The following is a 20,249-nucleotide window of genomic DNA, read 5'->3' as shown; positions in this document are numbered from 1 at the left end:
CATGACCACCCTGGAAGTCAAAGACCTGCACGTCAGCGTCGTCTCCGCGGAGGACGGCGCCGACATCCCGATCCTCAAGGGCGTCAACCTCACGGTGCGCTCCGGCGAGACGCACGCCGTCATGGGACCCAACGGGTCCGGCAAGTCGACGCTGTCCTACGCCATCGCCGGGCACCCGAAGTACACCGTCACGTCGGGTTCGATCACGCTCGACGGCCAGGACGTGCTCGAGATGAGCATCGACGAGCGCGCCCGCGCGGGGCTGTTCCTGGCCATGCAGTACCCCGTCGAGGTGCCCGGCGTCTCCATGTCGAACTTCCTGCGCACGGCCGCGACCGCGGTGCGCGGCGAGGCGCCCAAGCTGCGGCACTGGGTCAAGGAGGTCAAGACCGCCATGGCCGACCTCGACATCGACCCCGCGTTCTCGGAACGCAGCGTCAACGAGGGGTTCTCCGGCGGTGAGAAGAAGCGCCACGAGATCCTGCAGCTCGGTCTGCTCAAGCCGAAGATCGCCATCCTCGATGAAACGGACTCCGGGCTGGACGTCGATGCGCTGCGGATCGTCAGCGAAGGCGTCAACCGCTACGCCGAGGCCGAAAACGGCGGGCTCCTGCTCATCACGCACTACACCCGGATCCTGCGCTACATCCGGCCGCAGTTCGTCCACGTGTTCTTCGACGGCCGCATCATCGAGTCCGGGGGACCGGAGCTCGCCGACGAGCTGGAAGAGAACGGGTACGAACGCTTCACGCACTCGGCCAGCGCCGGAGCCTGACGTGACCGTCTCGGTGCAGCGTTCACTCGACGTGGCGGCCGTCCGCACGGACTTCCCGATCCTGAACCGGGTGATGCGCGGCGGTAGCCGGTTGGCGTACCTGGATTCCGGTGCGACATCGCAGAAGCCGCTGCAGGTGCTCGACGCCGAGCGGAACTTCCTGCTCACTTCGAACGGCGCGGTGCACCGCGGCGCGCACCAGCTGATGGAGGAGTCGACCGACGCCTACGAGCAGGGCCGCGCGGACATCGCGACGTTCGTGGGTGCGGCCGACGACGAGCTGGTGTTCACGAAGAACGCCACCGAGGCGTTGAACCTGGTGTCGTATGCGGTGGGGGACAGGCGGTTCGAGCGCGCGATCGGCCCGGGCGACGTCATCGTCACCACCGAGCTGGAGCACCACGCCAACCTGGTGCCCTGGCAGGAGCTCGCCCGGCGCACCGGCGCGGAGCTGCGCTGGTACGGCGTCACCGAGGACGGCCGCATCGACCTCGACTCGCTGCAGCTCGACGAACGCGTGAAACTCGTGGCGTTCAGCCACCATTCCAACGTCACCGGGGCCATCGCGCCCGTCGCCGAGCTGGTGGCGCGCGCCAAGGCGGTCGGTGCGATCACCGTGCTCGACGCCTGCCAGTCCGTGCCGCACCAGCCGGTCGACTTCCCGGCGCTCGGCGTCGACTTCGCGGCGTTCTCTGGGCACAAGATGTTGGGGCCCACCGGGATCGGCGTGCTCTACGGACGCCGCGAGCTGCTCGGCGCGCTGCCCCCGTTCCTGACGGGCGGCTCGATGATCGAGACCGTGACGATGGCGGCGACCACCTACGCGCCGGCGCCGCAGCGGTTCGAGGCCGGTACGCCGATGACTTCGCAGGTCGTCGGATTGGCCGCGGCCGCACGCTATCTCGGCGCCATCGGCATGGACGTGGTCGAAGCGCACGAGCAGCAGCTGGTGGCCGCCGCGCTCGACGGGCTGAGCGCCATCCCCGGTGTCCGGATCATCGGACCCACGGGTACCGACGGCCGCGGCTCGCCGGTGTCGTTCGTCGTCGACGGTGTGCACGCCCACGACGTCGGGCAGGTGCTCGACGACGACGGCGTGGCCGTGCGGGTCGGACACCACTGCACCTGGCCGCTGCACCGCCGCTTCGGCATTGCTGCGACCGCGCGGGCGTCGTTCGCCGTGTACAACACGCTCGACGAGGTGGACCGGCTGGTTGCGGGCGTGCGGCGGGCCATCGAGTTCTTCGGCGGGGACTAGGCGTGCGGCTGCAGCAGATGTACCAGGAAGTGATCCTGGACCACTACAAGCACCCGCACCACCGCGGCCTGCGCGAGCCGTTCGGCGCCGAGGTGCACCACGTCAACCCGACCTGCGGCGACGAGGTGACGCTGCGGGTCGCGTTGAGCGACGACGGCGAGCAGGTCCGTGACGTCTCCTACGACGGGCAGGGCTGCTCGATCAGCCAGGCCGCGACGTCGGTGCTCGCCGACCAGGTCATCGGCCAGAGCGTCGGGGATGCGCTGAAGACGGTCGCGGCGTTCACCGAGATGGTGTCGTCGCGGGGCACCGTGGCCGGCGACGAGGACGTGATCGGCGACGGCGTCGCGTTCGCCGGCGTGGCGAAGTACCCGGCCCGGGTGAAGTGTGCGCTGCTGGGCTGGATGGCATTCAAGGACGCCCTCGCGCAGGCGTCACAGCGACAGCACTCCGAAGGAAGCAACCATGGGTGAGACCCTCTCCGACGACCAGTTGCTGGCCGAGCTCGACGAGGCGATGCACGACGTCGTCGACCCCGAGCTCGGCATCAACGTCGTCGACCTCGGGCTCGTCTACGGCATGAACGTCGAGGCCGGTGAGAGCGGCGGCAAGGTCGCACTGATCGACATGACGCTGACGTCGGCCGCCTGCCCCCTCACCGACGTCATCGAGGACCAATCGCGCACGGCGCTCGTCGGGGCCGGGCTCGTCGACGAAATCCGCATCAACTGGGTGTGGAACCCGCCGTGGGGTCCGGACAAGATCACCGAGGACGGCCGCGACCAGTTGCGGGCGCTCGGCTTCACGGTCTAGGCACCGCGGCGGCCGACGATCCGGCTGGCCACGGCACGCTAGCGGTGTTGGCCGCGTGGCGGGCGGCGCAGCCGGAAGCCGACGTTGTGGCCGCTATCGCCGGCTGCGCGCAAGGCGGCGATGCGGCGATGCGGCATCAAAGCTGGCTGGCGAACCGGCGGTAGGAGACCGTCAGTACTCGTCGACGACGGCGTCGATCACCAGCCGAATGCGATCCGTGTCGGACGTCGAGTCATCGACGGTCACGACGGGGACCAGCGCGTTGCCGTCCAGCTGGAACTGCGGCCCGACGACGACGTCGAACGACCCGCGGCTGGCATCGCCGGCCACCTGATGGCCGTCGACGTCGAAGCGATCCGTCGAGTACTGCAGCAGCGACGGATCCTGATAGGACAATGACGTCGTCAGCGTCGGGCTGCCGTCGACGGTGAAGGCGCACGTGTCGATCGTCGATCCGGACGCATCGACCTCCACCCGGTGGCCTGCGCGCAATCGCTCGAGCGCGGCACACGGATCCGCTCCGGTCAGGACGGTGGTGGGGAAGCGGTTCGGCGTTCTCGCGGGCCGGCTCGCATATGCCCGTATGGCGGTCCGCACCGCGGCGTCCGCGACAGCGCAGGTGTCCTCCTCCGAGGACGACCTCGCCATGACCATCAGCACCACCTCGTTCGGCAGGGCCGCCACGTACTGGCAACTACCCTGCTCGATCCGCTCGCCGGACGACGCCTCGGGCGCATCCCACGCCGACACCGACCTCACGTCGACGCCGTCGATGATGTGGTGCTTGACCCGGTCCTCGTGCTGCTGCACGCCCGAGCTCCCGACGTTCAGCGCGACCGTCACCTTGACGTCACCCGCCGGCGCCGCGACATGGCCGTCACACGAGTGGACGGAGGTGGGGCCGACGACGGTCAGGCGGTGGCCGGCAATCGTGTCAGCGCCGCCGTACAGCGCGCACACGTCGATCGCGCGGAGATCTGCGAGCACACTCGTTCGGTCCCGCGGTGCCTCGGGTGCCGCACGGACGTCTGAACTCGCGGGCACAGCAGTGCCGTCGACGGTGCACCCCGCCAGCGCCGCGAGGACAACCAGTGCTCCTCCGAAGGCGGCCGATCTCATGCGGAAAGCGTAGGGACAGTGCAACGGTGCCGTCAGCAGCAATTCTGGCGAGAACCGTTTGGCCTCGTTCGTCACTTCCGTCCCTCGGTTGGGCGATTTGTCGGACCTTCGAACTAGTGTTCGAGTTATGTCGGTGGATGAGGTGTTCGCCCGGATCGCGGCGATGCAAGCCGAGCAGGACAAACTGCTCGACACCTCCCTGCACGCGTTGACCCACGCCGAGCTGCTCGAGGTGCTGGAGCGGTGGGAACGGCTGCGCCGCCAAACGCCGGCCCTCGACCATGCGGCGCTGGCCCGGCTCGCCGCCGAAGCGGAACCCGCCGAGCTCGGCGCGAAAACGCTCGGGCACGCGTTGGCGGCGCGGCTGCGGATCGACCTTCCCGACGCGCGGCGCCGGCTCGCCGACGCCGCCGACCTGGGCCCCCGCACCTCGTTCACCGGCGAACCGTTACCACCGGTGCTGGCCGCCACGGCGGCCGGGCAGCGCCGCGGCGACCTGGGCGCCGCCCACGTGAAGGTGATCCGCGACTTCTTGCGCGACCTGCCCGGCTGGATCGACGCGACGACCCGCGAACAGGCTCAAGAAACGCTGGCCGACGTCGGGACCCGGCTCTGCCCCGCTCAGCTCAAGCGGGCCGCCGGCACGCTCGCGCTGCTGCTCAACGAAGACGGCACCTTCACCGACACCGACCGCGCGCGTCGCCGCGGCATCAGCATCGGCCGACAACAAACCGACGGGATGAGCGAGATCCGCGGCTGGCTCGATCCCCAGGCCCGCGCGGTGCTCGACGCGGTGCTGGCGAAGTTGGCCGCACCCGGCATGTGTAACCCCGACCAACCCGACCCCTGCGTCGACGGCGACCCCACGCCCGACCAGCTCGACCGGGACACCCGCACCCAAGCCCAACGCAACCACGATGCGCTCACCGCGATGGGCCGCGCCGTGCTCGCCGCCGGCACACTCGGCGACCACCACGGCTTGCCCGTCACCGTCGTCGTCACCACCACCCTGCAGGACCTCGAGTCCGGGGTGGGGTTGGCCCGCACCGCCACCGGCACCCACCTGCCGATGGCCGATGTGATCCGCATGGCCGCCCGGGCCCACCACTATCTCGCGGTGTTCGACGAACACCTGCAGGTGCCGCTGTACCTGGGGCGGGCGAAACGGTTCGCCACTCCCGGTCAGCGACTGGTGCTCTACGCCCACGACGGCGGCTGCACCTTCCCCGGCTGCACCACCCCCGCCGCCTGGTGCCAAGTCCACCACGCCAACGGCGACTGGGCCGATGGCGGCCGCACCGACATCACCGACCTCACCCTGGCCTGCGGCGGCGACCACGGCCTCGCCAACCCCACCGGCTACACCACCCGAAAGAGCAACGGCCGCACCGAATGGATCCCCCCACCCGAACTTGACCACGGCCAACCCCGCACCAACGACTACCACCACCCACGGCGCTACCTGGTCCGAGAGAACCGGGAAGACGATGAGGAGCCCGGCTGACCGGGTACCCGACGGGGAACATCAACCTGGAAAGGGGTGTTGACACCACCATGGCCACCCGTGACATCACCGCCTCCGAGTTCAACGACCTGATCAACGAGAACGAGATCGTGCTGGTCGACTTCTGGGCGTCGTGGTGCGGCCCGTGCAAACAGTTCGCACCGACCTACGAGGCGTCCTCGGAGAAGCACGGCGACATCGTCTACGCGAAGGTCGACACCGAAGCCGAGCAGGAGCTGGCCGGCGCGGCCGGGATCCGCTCGATCCCGACGCTGATGGCGTTCAAGAAGGGCACGTTGGTGTTCAACCAGGCGGGCGCGCTGCCGGCGCCGATGCTCGAAGACCTGGTGCAACAGGTCAAGGACCTCGACGTCGACGCCGCGATCGCCGAGGCGCAGGCTCAGCAGGACGGCCGCCAGGCCTGACCGCTCCCGCGCGCTAGCGTGCAGGACGTGTCGGACACTGATTTCGTCCTCGTCAGCCGCCCTCGCCCGGCCGTCGCGCTGGTCACCCTCAACCGCCCGGAGCGGATGAACTCCATGGCGTTCGACGTCATGGTCCCGCTGAAGCGGGCGCTTGACGAGTTGACCTACGACAACGACGTTCGGGCGGTGGTGCTGACCGGCGCGGGCCGGGGATTCTCGTCGGGGGCCGATCACAAGTCAGCCGGCTCGGTGCCGAACGTCGAGGGGCTCACCCGACCCACGTATGCGCTGCGCTCGATGGAACTGCTCGACGACGTCATTCTCGCGCTGCGGCGACTGCACCAACCGGTCATCGCCGCGGTCAACGGCGCCGCAATCGGCGGCGGACTCTGTCTGGCGCTGGCCTGCGACATCCGGGTGGCGGCGGACACCGCCTACTTCCGGGCGGCGGGCATCAACAACGGCCTGACCGCCAGCGAACTCGGCCTGAGCTACCTGCTGCCGCGCGCCATCGGCACATCGCGGGCCTTCGAGGTCATGTTGACGGGCCGCGACATCGACTCCGCAGAGGCGGAGCGCATCGGCCTGGTGTCGCGCAGTGTCAGCCCGGACGAGCTGCTCGACACCTCCTTCGACATGGCCGCGCGCATCGCCGGCTTCAGCCGCCCGGGAATCGAGCTGACCAAGCGCACGCTGTGGAGCGGCCTGGACGCCGCCAGCCTCGAGGGGCACATGCAGGCCGAGGGCCTCGGTCAGCTCTACGTGCGCCTGCTCACCGCCAACTTCGAGGAAGCGGTCGCCGCGCGGGCCGAGAAACGACCCGCGCAGTTCACGGACGACAGATAGCCGGGCGTCAGCCGGCGGGCCGGGGCGACTGCGTCATGAGAGGCGGTCGCTGCACCCAGTCGTCGCGGAGGCTGCCGGGGAAGCACGGAGACACACCGGTCAGCGACGGTGCCTGGCGGGTATCGGCCCGAGCCACGATCTGCAGGCTGTAGCCGTCGGCGGCATAACCGAATCGGTTGGGTTTCGGGAAACCGTCCCGTTCGACGACGTCCCATCCCCATTGCTGCCATATCTCACCGGTTCGCGCGACGATCGTCGGCGTGTCGGTGTCCGGCGGTAGCGTCATGTCGCGCAGATCCTGGACGAGCACCGGCGCGTTCTCGTCGGCCGGGTCGTCCTCGCAGTAGGTGACCTGGACGTTGGTGCCGTAGCGACGTCCGTCGAGACCGGTCCCCGGAGGCAGCGCGTCGATCGTGCGCTGCAGGTACCTCGTGACGGTGTCGGCGGCCTCCTGCTGGCTGGCCGGAACCACGGGCGCGGAAGGCCTGGGCAGTCGTTCCATCGAGCCTCCTGGGATCTCGGTGGCGCCGGTCGGGCCCGCCGGCTCGACAGCGCTTCCGGCGTGGTCCGGCGACGAGCACGCGGCCGCGACGAGCACCAGCACCGCCACGAGGAACCACGTCGACCAGTGACGGGTCATGGCGTGAAGGTCGGAGGCGTGACGTTGGATTGTCCGGCGATGATGCGGCCCATGTTAACGAGCGCCGCATTGCCCGGGGTCCAGTAGCTGCTGTGGGCGTCGGTCGTCGGGGCGCCGAACGGCCCGGCCGGCCCGGGAGCCGCCTCGAACGGGATCCCGCCGAACCCGGCGGCCATCGGATCCGGTCCCAGGCTGGCGTAGGTGGCCACGCCGATGATGTCGTTGTAGGCCCGCGTGGCGTAGACGTGCGCCCCGGGGTCGAGGTTCAGATCGCCGGCGTGCTCAGCCAGTACGCCCGGGCTGCCCACCGCGACGACGTTGTCGGCGTCGAGGTGGTGCCCGTCCAGCGCGGCTGCGCCGACGAGCGTCGAGCCGTAGCTGTGCCCGATCACCGTGTTGATCGACTCGCCGCCCGCGAGTGCGTCGTTGTGCGACGCCCGCAGCCCGGCTTGGAAATCGTCGAGCGCTTGCGCGCCGTTGTGCGCATAGCTGGTGGCCGGGGCTTCGGTGACGACGTTCATCGGGCGGTCGTACCCCATCCACGTGGTCACCGAGACGTCGCTCGCCGACAGCGTCGGATCGGCGGTCAACGCAGCCTCCAGCATCCGCTGGGACTTGTCGGTGCTGAACTGCAGGCGCGTGAGGTCCTGGCCGGTTCCCGGCACGAAGGTGGCGTTGCGCTTGGCGGTGTCGGGGTTGTTGATCGACACGGCGGCATGGCCGCGATCGTCGAGTGTGCCGAGGAAGCGGGGCATGCCATTCGGCGACTGCAGCGCCTGTTCCACCTCCTGGTAGCCCTGCTGGGCCGTGATGGCGGAATCCCACTGGCTCTTCCAGGTCCGCCACTCCTGCGAGTCCATGAACGGGTTGTCGCCCGCCGCCCAGTCGGGGTGTTGCGCCCGTAGTCGGGCGAGTTCGTCGGCGGTGGCCTGCTGCAAGTCGTCCAGGTGCAGCCGGTTGTAGGTGTCGCGGTCCTCGAAGGGCATGCCGCCGTGGTTGCCGATGGAGTGGTCCTGGGCGTAAAGCCAGTCCTTTTCCTCGTCCGTCAACTGCTCCCACAGATCCTCGAACTGCTCAGGATCCTGAGGCAGCGGACGCGACAGCGCCTGCTGGATCTCCGGGCGGTTGTCGTGCGGCATGTCGGGGATCTCCGACGCACCGGTCGCCATGTTGATCGCCTGCGCCAACTCCTGGTCGACCGCCGACGCCCTGGTCAGTAGCCCGTCGAGCCGCGACTGCAGGTCGCCCATCTCGGCGATGGCGACGATCATCGGCGCGCTGGGCGGCCGAGGCCCCGGGACGACCCGGCTGGTGGCCGGGTCGATCTGGTAGCCCTTGGTGACCGCTTCCGCCTGCAGTGTGGCGAGGTCGTTCTTGACCTGCTGCATGTCGTCCGCGGCCCGCTGCGCAGCCTTCGCCACCGTCAGCGATTCGTTGCCGTGCGCATCGAGATCTTTCCGCAGGGCCTCGTTGGCGTGCTTCGCCGCCGCGGCGGCGTCACCGCCCCAGGTGCCGAAAGCGGGCAGCGACGCGATGCCGTCGGCGGCTTCGAACGCGGCTTCGGCGCGGTTGCGGGTGGCGTGGAAGACCTCGCGGACGTCGCCGGGTTGCCACCGCTCGATGTCGGCGACGGAAACCGTCACGCCGAGCTACCGCTCGACAGCGGTGTCGCCGGCGCGTCCCGCCACGCGCTGGACAGCACCGGCGTTGGACGTCTCGCGGTGCCCGAAGGTGGTGGCGGCGTCGCCGAGGGCCTGCGCGTGCGCGGCCAGCCGGGTGTCGAGGGCGGTGGTGTCCCGCTGCCACTTGGCGAGGGCCGTGGACAGCGCGGTGGCAGCGATCGTGGGCACACCGGTGTGGGCTTCGGCGATTCGCCCGGTGCTGGCGGCGAGCCGGGCCGCCAACTCCTCGGCGTGATCCGTCACCCGGCGGGCGGAGGCTTGCAACTCCGGTGGGACGACCCGAATCGTGTTCACCGCGTTCCCTTCGGCGAGTGGGGAGTTGATTCGGCCTCGAGCCTAGAACCGCAGCGTGGGTTCGGCGTGCACGACTTCAGCTGCTCACCTCGGGTGGCGGGTTTGACCAAACGCACATCGTGGGATGGACTGAACGCCGCTAGCCTGGGAGGCGGGACAGCACGCCGCGGGCAGCTCGTCGTCGACCACATCCCGCGGGCGCCCACTTTCACCCTTCGACACCCAGCGAGCAGGAGCGTGCGTCGTGATCACCGCAACGGACCTGGAGGTCCGCGCCGGCGCGCGCACATTGCTGTCCGCCGAGGGCTCGGCGCTGCGCGTACAGCCCGGTGACCGCATCGGCCTGGTCGGCCGAAACGGCGCCGGCAAGACCACGACGATGCGCATCCTCGCGGGCGTGGGCGAGCCGTACGCGGGGGAGATCGTCCGCACCGGCGAGGTCGGCTATCTTCCCCAGGACCCCCGCGAGGGCGACCTCGACGTGCTGGCGCGCGATCGGGTGCTGTCGGCACGCGGGCTCGACACCCTGCTGTCCGATCTGGAGAAGCAGCAGGCGCGGATGGCCGAGGTCGCCGACGACGCCGAGCGCGACAAAGCGGTCCGGCGCTACGGGCAGTTGGAGGAGCGATTCGCCGCGCTCGGGGGATACGCCGCCGAGAGCGAGGCCGGCCGGATCTGCGCGAGCCTCGGGTTGCCGGAGCGGGTGCTGACGCAGCAGCTGCGCACGCTGTCAGGAGGTCAGCGGCGCCGGGTCGAGCTGGCGCGCATCCTGTTCGCCGCATCCGACAGCGGCTCGGGTTCGGCGACAACACTGTTACTCGACGAGCCCACCAACCACCTCGACGCCGACTCGATCAGCTGGCTGCGCGACTTCCTCAAATCGCACACCGGTGGCTTGGTGATCATCAGCCACGACGTCGGACTGCTCGCGGACGTGGTCAACCGGGTGTGGTTCCTCGACGCCGTGCGCGGCGAGGTCGACATCTACAACATGACCTGGCAGAAGTACCTCGACGCCCGCGCCACCGACGAGCAGCGCCGCCGCCGCGAGCGGGCCAACGCCGAACGCAAGGCCACCGCCCTGCGCACGCAGGCCGCGAAGATGGGCGCCAAGGCGACGAAGGCGGTCGCGGCGCAGAACATGCTGCGGCGGGCCGACCGGATGATGGCCGGCCTCGACGAAGAGCGGGTTGCCGACAAGGTGGCGCGGATCAAGTTCCCGACGCCGGCGCCGTGCGGGCGCACGCCGCTGGTCGCCAAGGGCCTCACGAAGACCTACGGCTCGCTGGAGGTGTTCACCGGCGTCGACCTGGCGATCGACCGCGGCTCCCGCGTCGTCATCCTCGGCCTCAACGGCGCGGGCAAGACCACGCTGCTGCGCATCCTGGCGGGCGCCGAATCCGCCGACGCCGGGGTCATCGAACCGGGACACGGGCTCAAGCTCGGCTACTTCGCGCAGGAACACGACACGATCGACGGCGGCGCCACCGTGTGGGAGAACATCCGCCACGCCGCGCCCGACACCGGCGAGCAGGACCTGCGCGGACTGCTGGGCGCGTTCATGTTCAGCGGCCCGCAGCTCGACCAGCCCGCCGGCACGCTGTCCGGCGGTGAGAAGACCCGGCTTGCGCTGGCCGGACTGGTGGCGTCAACTGCCAACGTGTTGCTGCTCGACGAGCCGACCAACAACCTCGACCCGGCGTCGCGAGAGCAGGTGCTCGATGCGCTCCGCAGCTACCAGGGTGCCGTGGTGCTGGTGACGCACGACCCCGGCGCGGCCGAGGCGCTCGACCCGCAGCGCGTCGTGCTGCTTCCCGACGGCACCGAGGACTTCTGGTCGCAGGACTACCGCGATCTCATCGAACTCGCCTGACCCGCCGGAATTCTCGGCGAAAGCGGCGTGTCGGCGAGCACCGCTCCCTACCCTGCCAACCACGGGGGAACCGACGATTCGGTAGGGGAGGAACTCGATGCGGAAGACCGATCCGGGGCGTAGGGAACTACTGCAGGAGCTGCGCAGCCGATACGAGAGCGGTGCCAGCATCCGAAGCCTGATGGCGGCGACGGGGTGGTCCTACGGCTCGATCCACAGCATGTTGCGGGAATCGGGCACGCCGATGCGAAGCCGCGGCGGGCCTAACCACCGTCGTCGGCCGATGTCGGCTGTCTGACCGACGCTTCGACGAGGTCGAGGACGGCCGACAACCGGCCCGGGTCGTCGCCGGACGCCAGCCGCGCCACCAGGCCGTCGAGCACCAGATCGAGATAGGTCTGCAGCACCTCGCTCGGCACGTCGTCGCGGAGTCGGCCGGCTTGCTTCTGCCGGTGCAGCCGCGCCGAGGTGGCCGCGGACAGCTCCGCTGAGCGCTCCGACCAGCCGCGGTTGAACTCCGGATCGTTGCGGAGCTTGCGGGCGATCTCCAGCCGGGTCGCGAGCCAGTCGAACTGCTCGGGCGCCGCCAGCATCTCGCGCATCACCTGGATGAGTCCCTCGCGGGCGGCCACGTCGGCCATCCGCTCGGCGTCTTCGCGTGCCAGTTCGAAGAACAGCGTGTCCTTGTCGCGGAAGTGGTGAAAGATCGCGCCCCGGGACAGCCCGACCGACTGCTCGAGCCGGCGCACCGTCGCCTTGTCGTAGCCGAATTCGGCGAAACAGCGACGTGCGCCGTCGAGTATCTGGCGGCGGCGTGCCGCCAGGTGGTCGTCACTGACCCGGGGCATGATCCGTCCGCTAGGTCGAGCGCAGCATGTTGCGCAGCACGTACTGCAGGATGCCGCCGTTGCGGTAGTAGTCGGCCTCGCCCGGCGTGTCGATGCGCACCACGGCGTCGAACTCCACCGGGTCGCCACCCTCCTTGGTGGCCTTCACGTGCACCGTCTTCGGACGCTCCCCCTGGCCGTTCAGCGCCTCGATGCCCGTGATGTCGAACGTCTCGGTGCCGTCCAGGCCGAGGCTCGACGCCGACTCGCCCTCGGGGAACTGCAGCGGGATGACGCCCATGCCGATGAGGTTCGACCGGTGGATGCGCTCGAACGACTCGGCGATCACCGCACGCACCCCCAGCAGCCGCGTGCCCTTGGCCGCCCAGTCGCGCGACGAACCGGAGCCGTACTCCTTGCCGCCGAGCACCACCAGCGGAATGCCCTGCTCGGCGTAGTGCTGCGCGGCGTCGTAGATGAACGCCTGCTCGCCGCCCTTGGTGAAGTCGCGGGTGTAGCCGCCCGACACGTCGTCCAGCAGCTGGTTCCGCAGCCGGATGTTGGCGAACGTGCCGCGGATCATCACCTCGTGGTTGCCGCGACGCGAGCCGTAGGAGTTGAAGTCCTTCTGCTCGACGCCGTGCTCCTCGAGGTACTGCGCGGCCGGCGTGCCGGGCTTGATGCTCCCCGCGGGGGAGATGTGGTCGGTGGTCACCGAATCACCGAGCAGCGCCAGCACGCGCGCCCCGGAGATGTCGGACACCGGCTCCGGATCGCGCGGCATGCCGTCGAAGTACGGCGGCTTGCGCACGTAGGTCGACTCCGGATCCCACTCGAACGTGTCGCCGCTGGGCGTCGGCAGGTTCTGCCACCGCTCGTCGCCCTTGAAGACGTCGGCGTAGTTCTTGGTGAACATCTCCTGGCTGATCGAGTTGGCGATGGTGTCGTTGATGTCCTGCTGCGACGGCCAGATGTCTTTCAGGTAGACGTCGTTGCCGTCGGAGTCGGTGCCCAGCGGGTCGCTGTCGAAGTCGAAGTCCATGGTGCCGGCCAGCGCGTAGGCGATGACCAGCGGCGGCGACGCCAGGTAGTTCATCTTGACGTCCGGGTTGATCCGGCCCTCGAAGTTGCGGTTGCCGCTCAGCACGGCCGTGACGGCCAGGTCGTTGTCGTTGACGGCTTTGCTGATCTCGTCGGGCAACGGACCCGAGTTGCCGATGCAGGTGGTGCAGCCGTAGCCGACCAGGTAGAAGCCGAGCTTCTCCAGATAGGGCCACAGGCCGGCCTGGTGGTAGTAGTCGGTGACCACCTGCGAGCCCGGCGCCATGGTGGTCTTCACCCACGGCTTGGTGTTCAGGCCCTTGTCGACGGCGTTCTTCGCCAGCAGCGCCGCGCCGAGCATCACCTCGGGGTTGGAGGTGTTGGTGCACGAGGTGATCGCCGCGATCACCACCGCCCCGTGGTCGATCTCGAACCTGCCGCGCTCGTCGGAGGTGACGGTGACCGGGTTCGAGGGGCGGCCGTCCGAGCCGCCGGCGCGCGCCGTGGTGCCCTTGTCCGGGTCGTCGCCCGAGCCGTCGTCGGCGAAGGAGATGGTCGCCGGATCGCTCCCGGGGAAGGTCTCGTCGACGGCCTCGTCGACGCGCGACTTGTCCTGCGGCTTCTCGTTCGCCTTCTCCTCCTGCTTTCCGCCGCCCACGTAGTTGAGGATGTCCTTGCGGAACTGGTCCTTCGCCGTGTCGAGCGGGATGCGGTCCTGCGGGCGCTTCGGGCCGGCGATCGACGGCACGACGTCGGACAGGTCGAGTTCGAGGTATTCGGAGAACTTCGGTTCGCGCTGCGGGTCGTGCCACAGCCCCTGTTCCTTGGCGTACGTCTCGACCAGCGCCAGCTGCTCGTCGCTGCGCCCGGTGAAGCGCAGGTAGCTGATGGTCTCGTCGTCGATCGGGAAGATCGCGGCGGTGGAGCCGAACTCGGGGCTCATGTTGCCCAGCGTCGCGCGGTTGGCCAGCGGGACCTCGGCCACGCCGTCGCCGTAGAACTCGACGAACTTCCCGACGACGCCGTGCTCGCGCAGCATCTCGGTCACGGTGAGTACCACGTCGGTGGCCGTGACGCCGGGGCGGCGCTCGCCGGTGAGCTTGAAGCCGACCACCCGGGGGATGAGCATCGACACCGGCTGCCCCAGCATGGCGGCCTCGGCCTCGATGCCGCCGACGCCCCATCCGAGCACGCCCAGGCCGTTCTCCATGGTGGTGTGGGAGTCGGTGCCCACACAGGTGTCCGGGTAGGCGATCCCGTCCCGGTTCATGACCACCGCCGCCAGGTACTCGATGTTCACCTGGTGAACGATGCCGGTGCCCGGCGGGACGACCTTGAAGTCGTCGAATGCGCCCTGCCCCCAGCGCAGAAATTGGTAGCGCTCGCCGTTGCGCTGGTATTCGATCTCGACGTTGCGCTCGAAGGCGTCCTCGCGGCCGAACAGGTCGGCGATCACCGAGTGGTCGATGACGAGGTCGGCCGGCGCCAGCGGGTTCACCTGCTGCGGATCGCCGCCGAGTTCACCGACCGCCTCGCGCATGGTCGCGAGGTCCACGATGCACGGGACGCCGGTGAAGTCCTGCATGATCACGCGCGCCGGGGTGAACTGGATCTCGACGCTCGGTTCGGCGTCGGCGTCCCACTGGGCGATGGCCTCGATGTGCTGCTTGGTGATGTTCGCGCCGTCCTCGTTGCGCAGCAGGTTCTCCGCCAGCACCTTGAGGCTGTAGGGCAGGTTCTCGGTGCCGGGCACCTTGTCCAGCCGGTAGATCTCGTACTCGGTTTCGCCGACCTTGAGCGTGTCGCGCGCATCGAACGAGTTAACAGAGGAATTCGCCGAAGCTTTACTGGCCACAATCAACTCCCGATCTCCACGGTTGCGCCGACGGGCTGTGTCGGCGACACTTCGAGCCTAACAGTACGTCCGTACTGTGAGCGTAGGGGCGGCGCCCGGTAGCGGGGTACCCGCTGGCGGGTCGGGAACACCCGGGGCTCGGGTGCAGCGGTACGGTTTTCGCCGTGACGACCATGCCGGCGCCGATGTTCATCCCCGCCGAACTGTGCACCACCGTCGGCCTCGATCCGGCGAACCCCGACGCGTGTGTCGACGCGGTGGTGGCCGACGTCGCCGACGACGCGGTGGCCGCGCCCGGCGCCGACGTCGGGGCGCTGCGGCAGGTGGTCGCCGACGCGGCCGCCCGGGGCGTGGACCTCAAGATCGTGGTGCTCGCCAGCAACCCGCCGCGTGACGAACCGTTGCGCGACATCGCGACCGAGGTCGGCAGCGCCTATCCGGATGCCACCGTGCTCGTGCTCAGCCCGTCGTATGTGGGCACCTACTCCTCGACGTTCGACCGGTCGACGCTCGAGGCGGGACAGGACGTCGCGAAAACCGGCAACCCGGTGCAGAGCGCGCAGAACTTCGTCGGCGAGATCACCTCTCCGCAGTTCCCGTGGACGGCGTGGACGATCGCGCTGGTGGTGCTGGTGGCGGGCGCCGTGGCGGGCACGCGCTGGCTGCAGCGGCGGGCGCGAGCGGTGGCCGCCGGGCGCCCCGACCCCGCGCCGGCCGACGCGGACTGACTCCTCGATCACCATCCGGTAACAGCTTTCGCAATTACAGATTTGTAGTTTGTTACCTAAGTGCTCTCAGTGAAATAAGTGACGTACGGTGCGATTGGCGCCGCTGGTAGCACCGTGTCTTCTGTGACTGCTGAGGCGTCTTGGCTCACGCCGATTGTCGGCACGGACGTCGTAGGAGACGAAGCCCATGGGGCTCAGCAGTTTCAGCCGCCGCGCGCGGGGTTGCGCGGCGGCGGTCAGCCTCACCCTCGTCCTCGGTACCCCGGGGCTGGCCGCCGCGGAACCGGCGCCGGCCGCGCCGCCCGGTGACGTCGCCTCGCTCATCGCCGCCGTCGCCGACGCCGATCAGCGGCTCGAAGACCTCGGCGCGCAGGTGCAGCAGAAGCAGGAGAGCGTCAATAAGGCGATCGCCGAGGTGCAGACGGCCCGCGACCGCGCGGACGCCGCCCGCGCCGAGGTGGCGGCGAGCCGGCGGGCCGTCGCCGACGCCGACACCGCGATCGCCGACGCCCAGCACCGCCTCGACGCGTTCGCCGGGGCGATGTACCGGGGCGGCCCCACCATGCCGCTGCTGGCCGGGGGCACGCCCGACGAGGTGCTGGCCTCGGCCAGCGCGGGCGAGGCGGCGGCGAGCGCGGGCCGGCAGGTGCTGGCCGACCTCAAGGCGGCCCGCACCGAGCAGGCCGACCGCGAGTCGCGGGCCCGCGCCGCGCAGCAGCAGGCCGACGAGGCCACCGCCGCCGCCCAGCACCGCATGGACGACGCGGTGGCCGCGCTGCGCGACGCTCAGCAGACCTTCGGCGCGCAGCGCACCGAACTCGACAAGCTCAGCGCCGAACGGGCCGACGCCCAGGCGCGCCTCGACGCCGCCCGCGCCAAGCCCGCCACCGTCACCGCGGCTGCGGCGGCCGCGACCACGGCGCCGGCCGCACCGAAAGCCCCGGCGCGCGGAGCCGACTGGGACGCCGCGCCGGCATCGGCAGGACGCGCGCAGAACTGGGACACGGCCTGGGATCCGACGCTGCCGCAGGTCCCGAGCGCGTTCGTCAGCGGCGATCCGATCGCGATCGTCAACGCGGTGCTCGGCATCTCCGCCACGTCCGCCCAGGTCACCTCCGACCTCGGCCGCAACTTCCTGCGCAGCGTGGGGCTCCTCAAGCCGGCCGACACCGGGATCACCAACGGCGGCCGGATCCCGCGCGTCTACGGCCGCCAGGCGGCGGAGTACGTGATCCGCCGCGGCATGTCGCAGATGGGCGTGCCGTACTCGTGGGGCGGTGGCAACGCAGCCGGCCCGAGCCGCGGCATCGACTCGGGCGCCGGCACGGTCGGATTCGACTGCTCCGGCCTGGTGCTGTACGCGTTCGCCGGCGTCGGCATCAAGCTGCCGCACTACTCGGGTTCGCAGTACGAGATGGGCCGCAAGATCCCGTCGTCGCAGATGCGCCGCGGCGACGTCATCTTCTACGGCCCCGGCGGCAGCCAGCACGTGACCATCTACCTCGGCAACGGCCAGATGCTGGAAGCCCCCTACACCGGGTCGACCGTCAAGGTGTCGCCGGTGCGGACCAGCGGCATGACGCCCTACGTCGTGCGCTACATCGAGTACTGACCGAAGGATCCATGACGCGCCGACTGCTCCTCGCCCTGCTCGCCCCCGCGCTGGTCGCGGTGGCGCTGGCCACCCCGGCGGCCGCCGAACCGGACGCCGGCTGGGATCCGACGCTGCCGAAGGTGGTCAGCGCCGGGGCGCCCGGCGATCCGCTGGCGATCGCCAACGCCTCGCTGGCGGCCAGCGCGCAGGCGACCCAGGCGACGATGGACCTCGGCCGCAAGTTCCTGGGCAGCCTCGGCCTCGGCGGCGACGCGGCGGCCCCGGCGAGCGTCGCGCCGGGCCGCGTGCGCGGGCCGCAGGCCATCGAGTACGTGATCCGCCGCGGCGGGACGCAGCTCGGCGTGCCGTACTCGTGGGGTGGCGGCAAACCGACCGGTCCCAGCCGCGGCATCGACTCCGGTGCCGACACCGTCGGGTTCGACTGCTCGGGCCTCACCCAGTTCGCGTTCGCCGGCGTCGGCGTGCTCATCCCCAAGTACTCCGGCGACCAGTACAACACCGGCCGCAAGGTGCCGCAGTCGCAGGCCAAGCGGGGCGACCTGCTGTTCTGGGGTCCCGGCGGCAGCCAGCACGTGGCGATCTACCTCGGCGGCGGCAAGATGCTGGAGGCGTCGGGCAGCGCCGGCAAGGTGACCGTGAGCCCGCTGCGCACGTCGGGCCTGCAGCCGTTCCTCGCGCGCATCATCGAGACCTGAGCGCCCGCGCCCGACGTGGGCGAACGGCAGCGCCGTCGACGGAACCCGGCGGGCCTGGAATAGTTGACGACGGGTGTGCTCCGGCCGCCCAGCGCGAACGCACATCAACGCCGCAAGCCGTGGGAGGACCTTCATGACGTCACCGAGTGGGCCGCCGCAGGGCGCCGGAGGGTATCCGGGTCCGGGCGGAGGCCAGGTGCCCGGCTATCCCGCGGCGGGAGCCGGTAGCCGCCCGGACGGCGAGGGCGGCGGCCTGGGCGGCGAGGTGCAGACGCTGGAACGGGCGATCTTCGAGGTCAAGCGGATCATCGTCGGCCAGGACCAGCTCATCGAGCGCATCCTCGTGGGGTTGCTCGCCAAGGGTCACGTGCTGCTCGAAGGCGTTCCCGGCGTCGCGAAGACACTGGCGGTCGAGACGTTCGCCCGCGTGGTCGGCGGCACGTTCTCCCGCATCCAGTTCACCCCCGACCTGGTGCCCACCGACATCATCGGCACCCGGATCTACCGGCAGGGCAAGGAGGAGTTCGACACCGAGCTCGGCCCGGTGGTGGCCAACTTCCTGCTCGCCGACGAGATCAACCGCGCACCGGCGAAGGTGCAGTCGGCGCTGCTCGAGGTGATGGCCGAGCGCAAGCTCTCCATCGGCGGCAGGACCTACCCGATGCCCAAGCCGTTCCTGGTCATGGCCACGCAGAACCCGATCGAGAACGAGGGCGTGTATCCGCTGCCCGAGGCGCAGCGCGACCGCTTCCTGTTCAAGATCAACGTCGACTACCCGACGCCGGAGGAGGAGCGCGAGATCATCTACCGGATGGGGGTCACCCCGCCGGAGCCCAAGCAGATCCTCGCCACGGGCGACCTGCTGCGACTGCAGGAACTGGCCGCGAACAACTTCGTGCACCACGCGCTCGTCGACTACGTCGTCCGCGTGATCACCGCGACGCGCCGGCCCGAGCAGTTCGGCATGCCCGACGTCAAGAACTGGATCGCCTACGGGGCGTCGCCGCGCGCCTCGCTGGGCACGATCGCGGCAGCGCGCGCGCTGGCGCTGGTGCGCGGCCGCGACTACGTGGTGCCGCAGGACGTGCTGGAGGTCATCCCGGACGTGCTGCGCCACCGGCTGGTGCTCACCTACGACGCGCTCGCCGACGACATCTCGCCGGACACCGTGGTGAACCGGGTGCTGCAGACCGTCGCCCTGCCGCAGGTGAACGCCGTGCCGCAGCAGGGTCAGCCGATGTCCTCGGCGGTGCCCGCCGGTGCCGCACCGGGCGGTCGGTGAGTACGGCGTCGGTGCCCAGTTCGGGAGCCGATCCGGCCGTGCCGAACGCCGGGCTGCCGTCGATGCAGCGCGGCCAGATCGGTGACCCGAAGCTCACGGCCGCGCTGCGGACGCTCGAGCTCACCATCCGCCGCCGGCTGGACGGCGTGCTGCACGGCAACCACCTGGGGCTGATCCCGGGTCCCGGGTCGGAGCCGGGCGAGTCGCGGGTCTACCAGCCCGGCGACGATGTGCGCCGCATGGATTGGTCGGTCACCGCCCGCACCACCACGCCGCACGTCCGCGAGATGATCGCCGACCGCGAACTCGAGACGTGGCTCGTCGTCGACATGTCGGCCAGCCTCGACTTCGGCACCACCAACTGCGAGAAGCGCGACCTCGCGGTGGCCGCCGCGGCGGCCATCACCTTCCTCAACAGCGGTGGTGGCAACCGCATCGGCGCCGTGATCGCCAACGGCGAGAACATCATCCGGGTGCCGGCGCGGTCGGGCCGCATGCACGAGCAGAGCATGCTGCGCGCCATCGCGACCAGCCCGCGGGCGCCGCTGGGCGTGCGCGGCGACCTCGCCGCCGCGATCGACGCGCTGCGCCGCCCGGAACGCCGCCGCGGCATGGCGGTGATCATCAGCGACTTCCTCGGACCCATCACCTGGATGCGACCGCTGCGGGCGGTGGCGGCCCGGCACGAGGTGCTGGGCATCGAGGTGCTCGACCCCCGCGACGTCGAACTGCCCGACGTGGGCGACGTGGTGCTGCAGGACGCCGAGACCGGCGTGACCCGCGAGTTCACCATCGACGCGCAGCTGCGCAACGACTTCGCCAAGGCCGCCGCGGCGCACCGCGACGAGGTGGCCCGCACGCTGCGGCGCTGCGGCGCCCCGCTGATGACGCTACGGACCGACCGGGACTGGATCGCCGACATCGTGCGGTTCGTCGCGTCGCGCCGCCGCGGCGCCCTGGCGGGCCGGTAGCCGTGC

20 protein-coding genes are annotated in these 20,249 nt (G+C 70.2%); 14 read left to right on the top strand and 6 right to left on the bottom strand.

The window, feature by feature from the left end; all coding sequences use genetic code 11:
* The first annotated feature begins 1 nt into the window (after nucleotide 1).
* From sufC to LV457_RS14900, 4 genes are read left to right on the top strand one after another with little or no spacing between them, the layout of a single operon-like run.
* The gene (gene sufC / locus LV457_RS14915) at nucleotides 2–775 is read left to right on the top strand and encodes a Fe-S cluster assembly ATPase SufC (RefSeq protein ID WP_232171980.1); all 774 of its coding nucleotides are present in this window, start codon (nucleotides 2–4) and stop codon (nucleotides 773–775) included.
* Between the two features lies 1 nt (nucleotide 776).
* Nucleotides 777–2,033 (top strand): cysteine desulfurase, encoded by a 1,257-nt coding sequence (locus LV457_RS14910; RefSeq protein ID WP_232171979.1) that lies wholly within the window; start codon nucleotides 777–779, stop codon nucleotides 2,031–2,033.
* 17 nt (nucleotides 2,034–2,050) lie between these two features.
* Nucleotides 2,051–2,506 carry a Fe-S cluster assembly sulfur transfer protein SufU gene (gene sufU / locus LV457_RS14905; RefSeq protein ID WP_232172138.1) on the top strand — a complete coding sequence of 152 codons (456 nt, stop codon included), beginning with the start codon at nucleotides 2,051–2,053 and terminating at the stop codon, nucleotides 2,504–2,506.
* On the top strand, nucleotides 2,499–2,846 hold the full coding sequence (locus tag LV457_RS14900) for a metal-sulfur cluster assembly factor (protein ID WP_232171978.1): 348 nt from the start codon (nucleotides 2,499–2,501) through the stop codon (nucleotides 2,844–2,846). Before sufU ends, LV457_RS14900 begins: the two co-directional genes overlap by 8 nt.
* A 171-nt stretch (nucleotides 2,847–3,017) precedes the next feature.
* Here the strand turns inward: LV457_RS14900 and LV457_RS14895 are convergent, their stop codons facing one another.
* Complete coding sequence (locus LV457_RS14895) at nucleotides 3,018–3,833, bottom strand: hypothetical protein (RefSeq protein ID WP_232171977.1); 816 nt, start codon at nucleotides 3,831–3,833, stop codon at nucleotides 3,018–3,020.
* Nucleotides 3,834–4,092: 259 nt separating this feature from the next.
* Here LV457_RS14895 and LV457_RS14890 point away from each other — a divergent pair, with 259 nt between their 5' ends.
* Genes LV457_RS14890 through LV457_RS14880 form a run of 3 tightly spaced genes read left to right on the top strand, consistent with a single transcriptional unit; the run spans nucleotide 4,093 to nucleotide 6,740 of the window.
* On the top strand, nucleotides 4,093–5,469 hold the full coding sequence (locus LV457_RS14890; protein ID WP_305071248.1) for an HNH endonuclease signature motif containing protein: 1,377 nt from the start codon (nucleotides 4,093–4,095) through the stop codon (nucleotides 5,467–5,469).
* Nucleotides 5,470–5,519: 50 nt separating this feature from the next.
* A complete protein-coding gene (gene trxA / locus LV457_RS14885) occupies nucleotides 5,520–5,894 on the top strand; it encodes a thioredoxin (protein WP_232171976.1) in 375 nt (124 codons plus the stop codon).
* Between the two features lie 18 nt (nucleotides 5,895–5,912).
* A complete protein-coding gene (locus tag LV457_RS14880) occupies nucleotides 5,913–6,740 on the top strand; it encodes an enoyl-CoA hydratase (protein WP_232171975.1) in 828 nt (275 codons plus the stop codon).
* A gap of 7 nt (nucleotides 6,741–6,747) precedes the next feature.
* On the opposite strand, the gene LV457_RS14875 is transcribed toward LV457_RS14880, so the two are convergent.
* The 3 genes from LV457_RS14875 to LV457_RS14865 are packed head-to-tail and all read right to left on the bottom strand — an operon-like array spanning nucleotide 6,748 to nucleotide 9,356.
* A complete protein-coding gene (locus LV457_RS14875) occupies nucleotides 6,748–7,380 on the bottom strand; it encodes a hypothetical protein (protein ID WP_232171974.1) in 633 nt (210 codons plus the stop codon).
* On the bottom strand, nucleotides 7,377–9,023 hold the full coding sequence (locus LV457_RS20205; protein WP_232171973.1) for an alpha/beta hydrolase: 1,647 nt from the start codon (nucleotides 9,021–9,023) through the stop codon (nucleotides 7,377–7,379). Before LV457_RS20205 ends, LV457_RS14875 begins: the two co-directional genes overlap by 4 nt.
* Before the next feature lie 6 nt (nucleotides 9,024–9,029).
* Entirely contained in the window at nucleotides 9,030–9,356 is a 327-nt protein-coding gene (locus LV457_RS14865) for a WXG100 family type VII secretion target (protein WP_232171972.1), read from the bottom strand.
* A 244-nt stretch (nucleotides 9,357–9,600) separates the two neighbouring features.
* On the opposite strand from LV457_RS14865, the gene LV457_RS14860 reads away from it, so the two are divergent.
* Both LV457_RS14860 and LV457_RS14855 read left to right on the top strand, forming a co-directional pair.
* Nucleotides 9,601–11,229: an ABC-F family ATP-binding cassette domain-containing protein gene (locus tag LV457_RS14860; protein WP_232171971.1), complete on the top strand. Its 1,629-nt coding sequence runs from the start codon at nucleotides 9,601–9,603 to the stop codon at nucleotides 11,227–11,229.
* A gap of 97 nt (nucleotides 11,230–11,326) precedes the next feature.
* The gene (locus LV457_RS14855; protein ID WP_232171970.1) at nucleotides 11,327–11,527 is read left to right on the top strand and encodes a helix-turn-helix domain-containing protein; all 201 of its coding nucleotides are present in this window, start codon (nucleotides 11,327–11,329) and stop codon (nucleotides 11,525–11,527) included.
* Here the strand turns inward: LV457_RS14855 and LV457_RS14850 are convergent.
* Both LV457_RS14850 and LV457_RS14845 read right to left on the bottom strand, forming a co-directional pair.
* Entirely contained in the window at nucleotides 11,493–12,077 is a 585-nt protein-coding gene (locus tag LV457_RS14850) for a TetR/AcrR family transcriptional regulator (protein WP_232171969.1), read from the bottom strand. The genes LV457_RS14855 and LV457_RS14850 overlap by 35 nt on opposite strands.
* A 10-nt stretch (nucleotides 12,078–12,087) precedes the next feature.
* Nucleotides 12,088–14,952 carry an aconitate hydratase gene (locus LV457_RS14845; protein WP_232171968.1) on the bottom strand — a complete coding sequence of 955 codons (2,865 nt, stop codon included), beginning with the start codon at nucleotides 14,950–14,952 and terminating at the stop codon, nucleotides 12,088–12,090.
* A gap of 173 nt (nucleotides 14,953–15,125) precedes the next feature.
* On the opposite strand from LV457_RS14845, the gene LV457_RS14840 reads away from it, so the two are divergent.
* The 5 genes from LV457_RS14840 (at nucleotide 15,126) to LV457_RS14820 (ending at nucleotide 20,243) form a co-directional block, all read left to right on the top strand.
* Nucleotides 15,126–15,680: a DUF6676 family protein gene (locus LV457_RS14840; RefSeq protein WP_232172136.1), complete on the top strand. Its 555-nt coding sequence runs from the start codon at nucleotides 15,126–15,128 to the stop codon at nucleotides 15,678–15,680.
* Between the two features lie 187 nt (nucleotides 15,681–15,867).
* Nucleotides 15,868–17,292 carry an NlpC/P60 family peptidoglycan endopeptidase RipA gene (gene ripA / locus LV457_RS14835; RefSeq protein ID WP_232171967.1) on the top strand — a complete coding sequence of 475 codons (1,425 nt, stop codon included), beginning with the start codon at nucleotides 15,868–15,870 and terminating at the stop codon, nucleotides 17,290–17,292.
* Nucleotides 17,293–17,303: 11 nt separating this feature from the next.
* A complete protein-coding gene (gene ripB, locus LV457_RS14830) occupies nucleotides 17,304–17,990 on the top strand; it encodes an NlpC/P60 family peptidoglycan endopeptidase RipB (RefSeq protein WP_232171966.1) in 687 nt (228 codons plus the stop codon).
* 133 nt (nucleotides 17,991–18,123) lie between these two features.
* On the top strand, nucleotides 18,124–19,272 hold the full coding sequence (locus LV457_RS14825) for a MoxR family ATPase (RefSeq protein ID WP_232171965.1): 1,149 nt from the start codon (nucleotides 18,124–18,126) through the stop codon (nucleotides 19,270–19,272).
* A gap of 62 nt (nucleotides 19,273–19,334) precedes the next feature.
* Nucleotides 19,335–20,243, top strand: coding sequence for a DUF58 domain-containing protein (locus LV457_RS14820; protein ID WP_232172134.1), 909 nt, complete (start codon nucleotides 19,335–19,337; stop codon nucleotides 20,241–20,243).
* The last annotated feature ends 6 nt before the right edge of the window (nucleotides 20,244–20,249 follow it).

The organism is Mycobacterium sp. MYCO198283, assembly GCF_021213805.1.
GTDB lineage: Bacteria > Actinomycetota > Actinomycetes > Mycobacteriales > Mycobacteriaceae > Mycobacterium.
Note: the sequence above shows the minus strand (reverse complement) of the source record. Positions and strands in the feature narration are given on the sequence as shown.

Coding starts and splice junctions, on each gene's coding strand:
- LV457_RS14840 (WP_232172136.1), top strand. CDS start 15,126: ATGCCGGCGCCGATGTTCATCCCCGCCGAACTGTGCACCACCGTCGGC.
- LV457_RS14900 (WP_232171978.1), top strand. CDS start 2,499: ATGGGTGAGACCCTCTCCGACGACCAGTTGCTGGCCGAGCTCGACGAG.
- LV457_RS14875 (WP_232171974.1), bottom strand. CDS start 7,380: ATGACCCGTCACTGGTCGACGTGGTTCCTCGTGGCGGTGCTGGTGCTC.
- ripB (WP_232171966.1), top strand. CDS start 17,304: ATGACGCGCCGACTGCTCCTCGCCCTGCTCGCCCCCGCGCTGGTCGCG.
- trxA (WP_232171976.1), top strand. CDS start 5,520: ATGGCCACCCGTGACATCACCGCCTCCGAGTTCAACGACCTGATCAAC.
- LV457_RS14825 (WP_232171965.1), top strand. CDS start 18,124: ATGACGTCACCGAGTGGGCCGCCGCAGGGCGCCGGAGGGTATCCGGGT.
- LV457_RS14820 (WP_232172134.1), top strand. CDS start 19,335: ATGCAGCGCGGCCAGATCGGTGACCCGAAGCTCACGGCCGCGCTGCGG.
- LV457_RS14850 (WP_232171969.1), bottom strand. CDS start 12,077: ATGCCCCGGGTCAGTGACGACCACCTGGCGGCACGCCGCCGCCAGATA.
- sufC (WP_232171980.1), top strand. CDS start 2: ATGACCACCCTGGAAGTCAAAGACCTGCACGTCAGCGTCGTCTCCGCG.
- LV457_RS14855 (WP_232171970.1), top strand. CDS start 11,327: ATGCGGAAGACCGATCCGGGGCGTAGGGAACTACTGCAGGAGCTGCGC.
- sufU (WP_232172138.1), top strand. CDS start 2,051: ATGTACCAGGAAGTGATCCTGGACCACTACAAGCACCCGCACCACCGC.
- ripA (WP_232171967.1), top strand. CDS start 15,868: ATGGGGCTCAGCAGTTTCAGCCGCCGCGCGCGGGGTTGCGCGGCGGCG.
- LV457_RS14890 (WP_305071248.1), top strand. CDS start 4,093: ATGTCGGTGGATGAGGTGTTCGCCCGGATCGCGGCGATGCAAGCCGAG.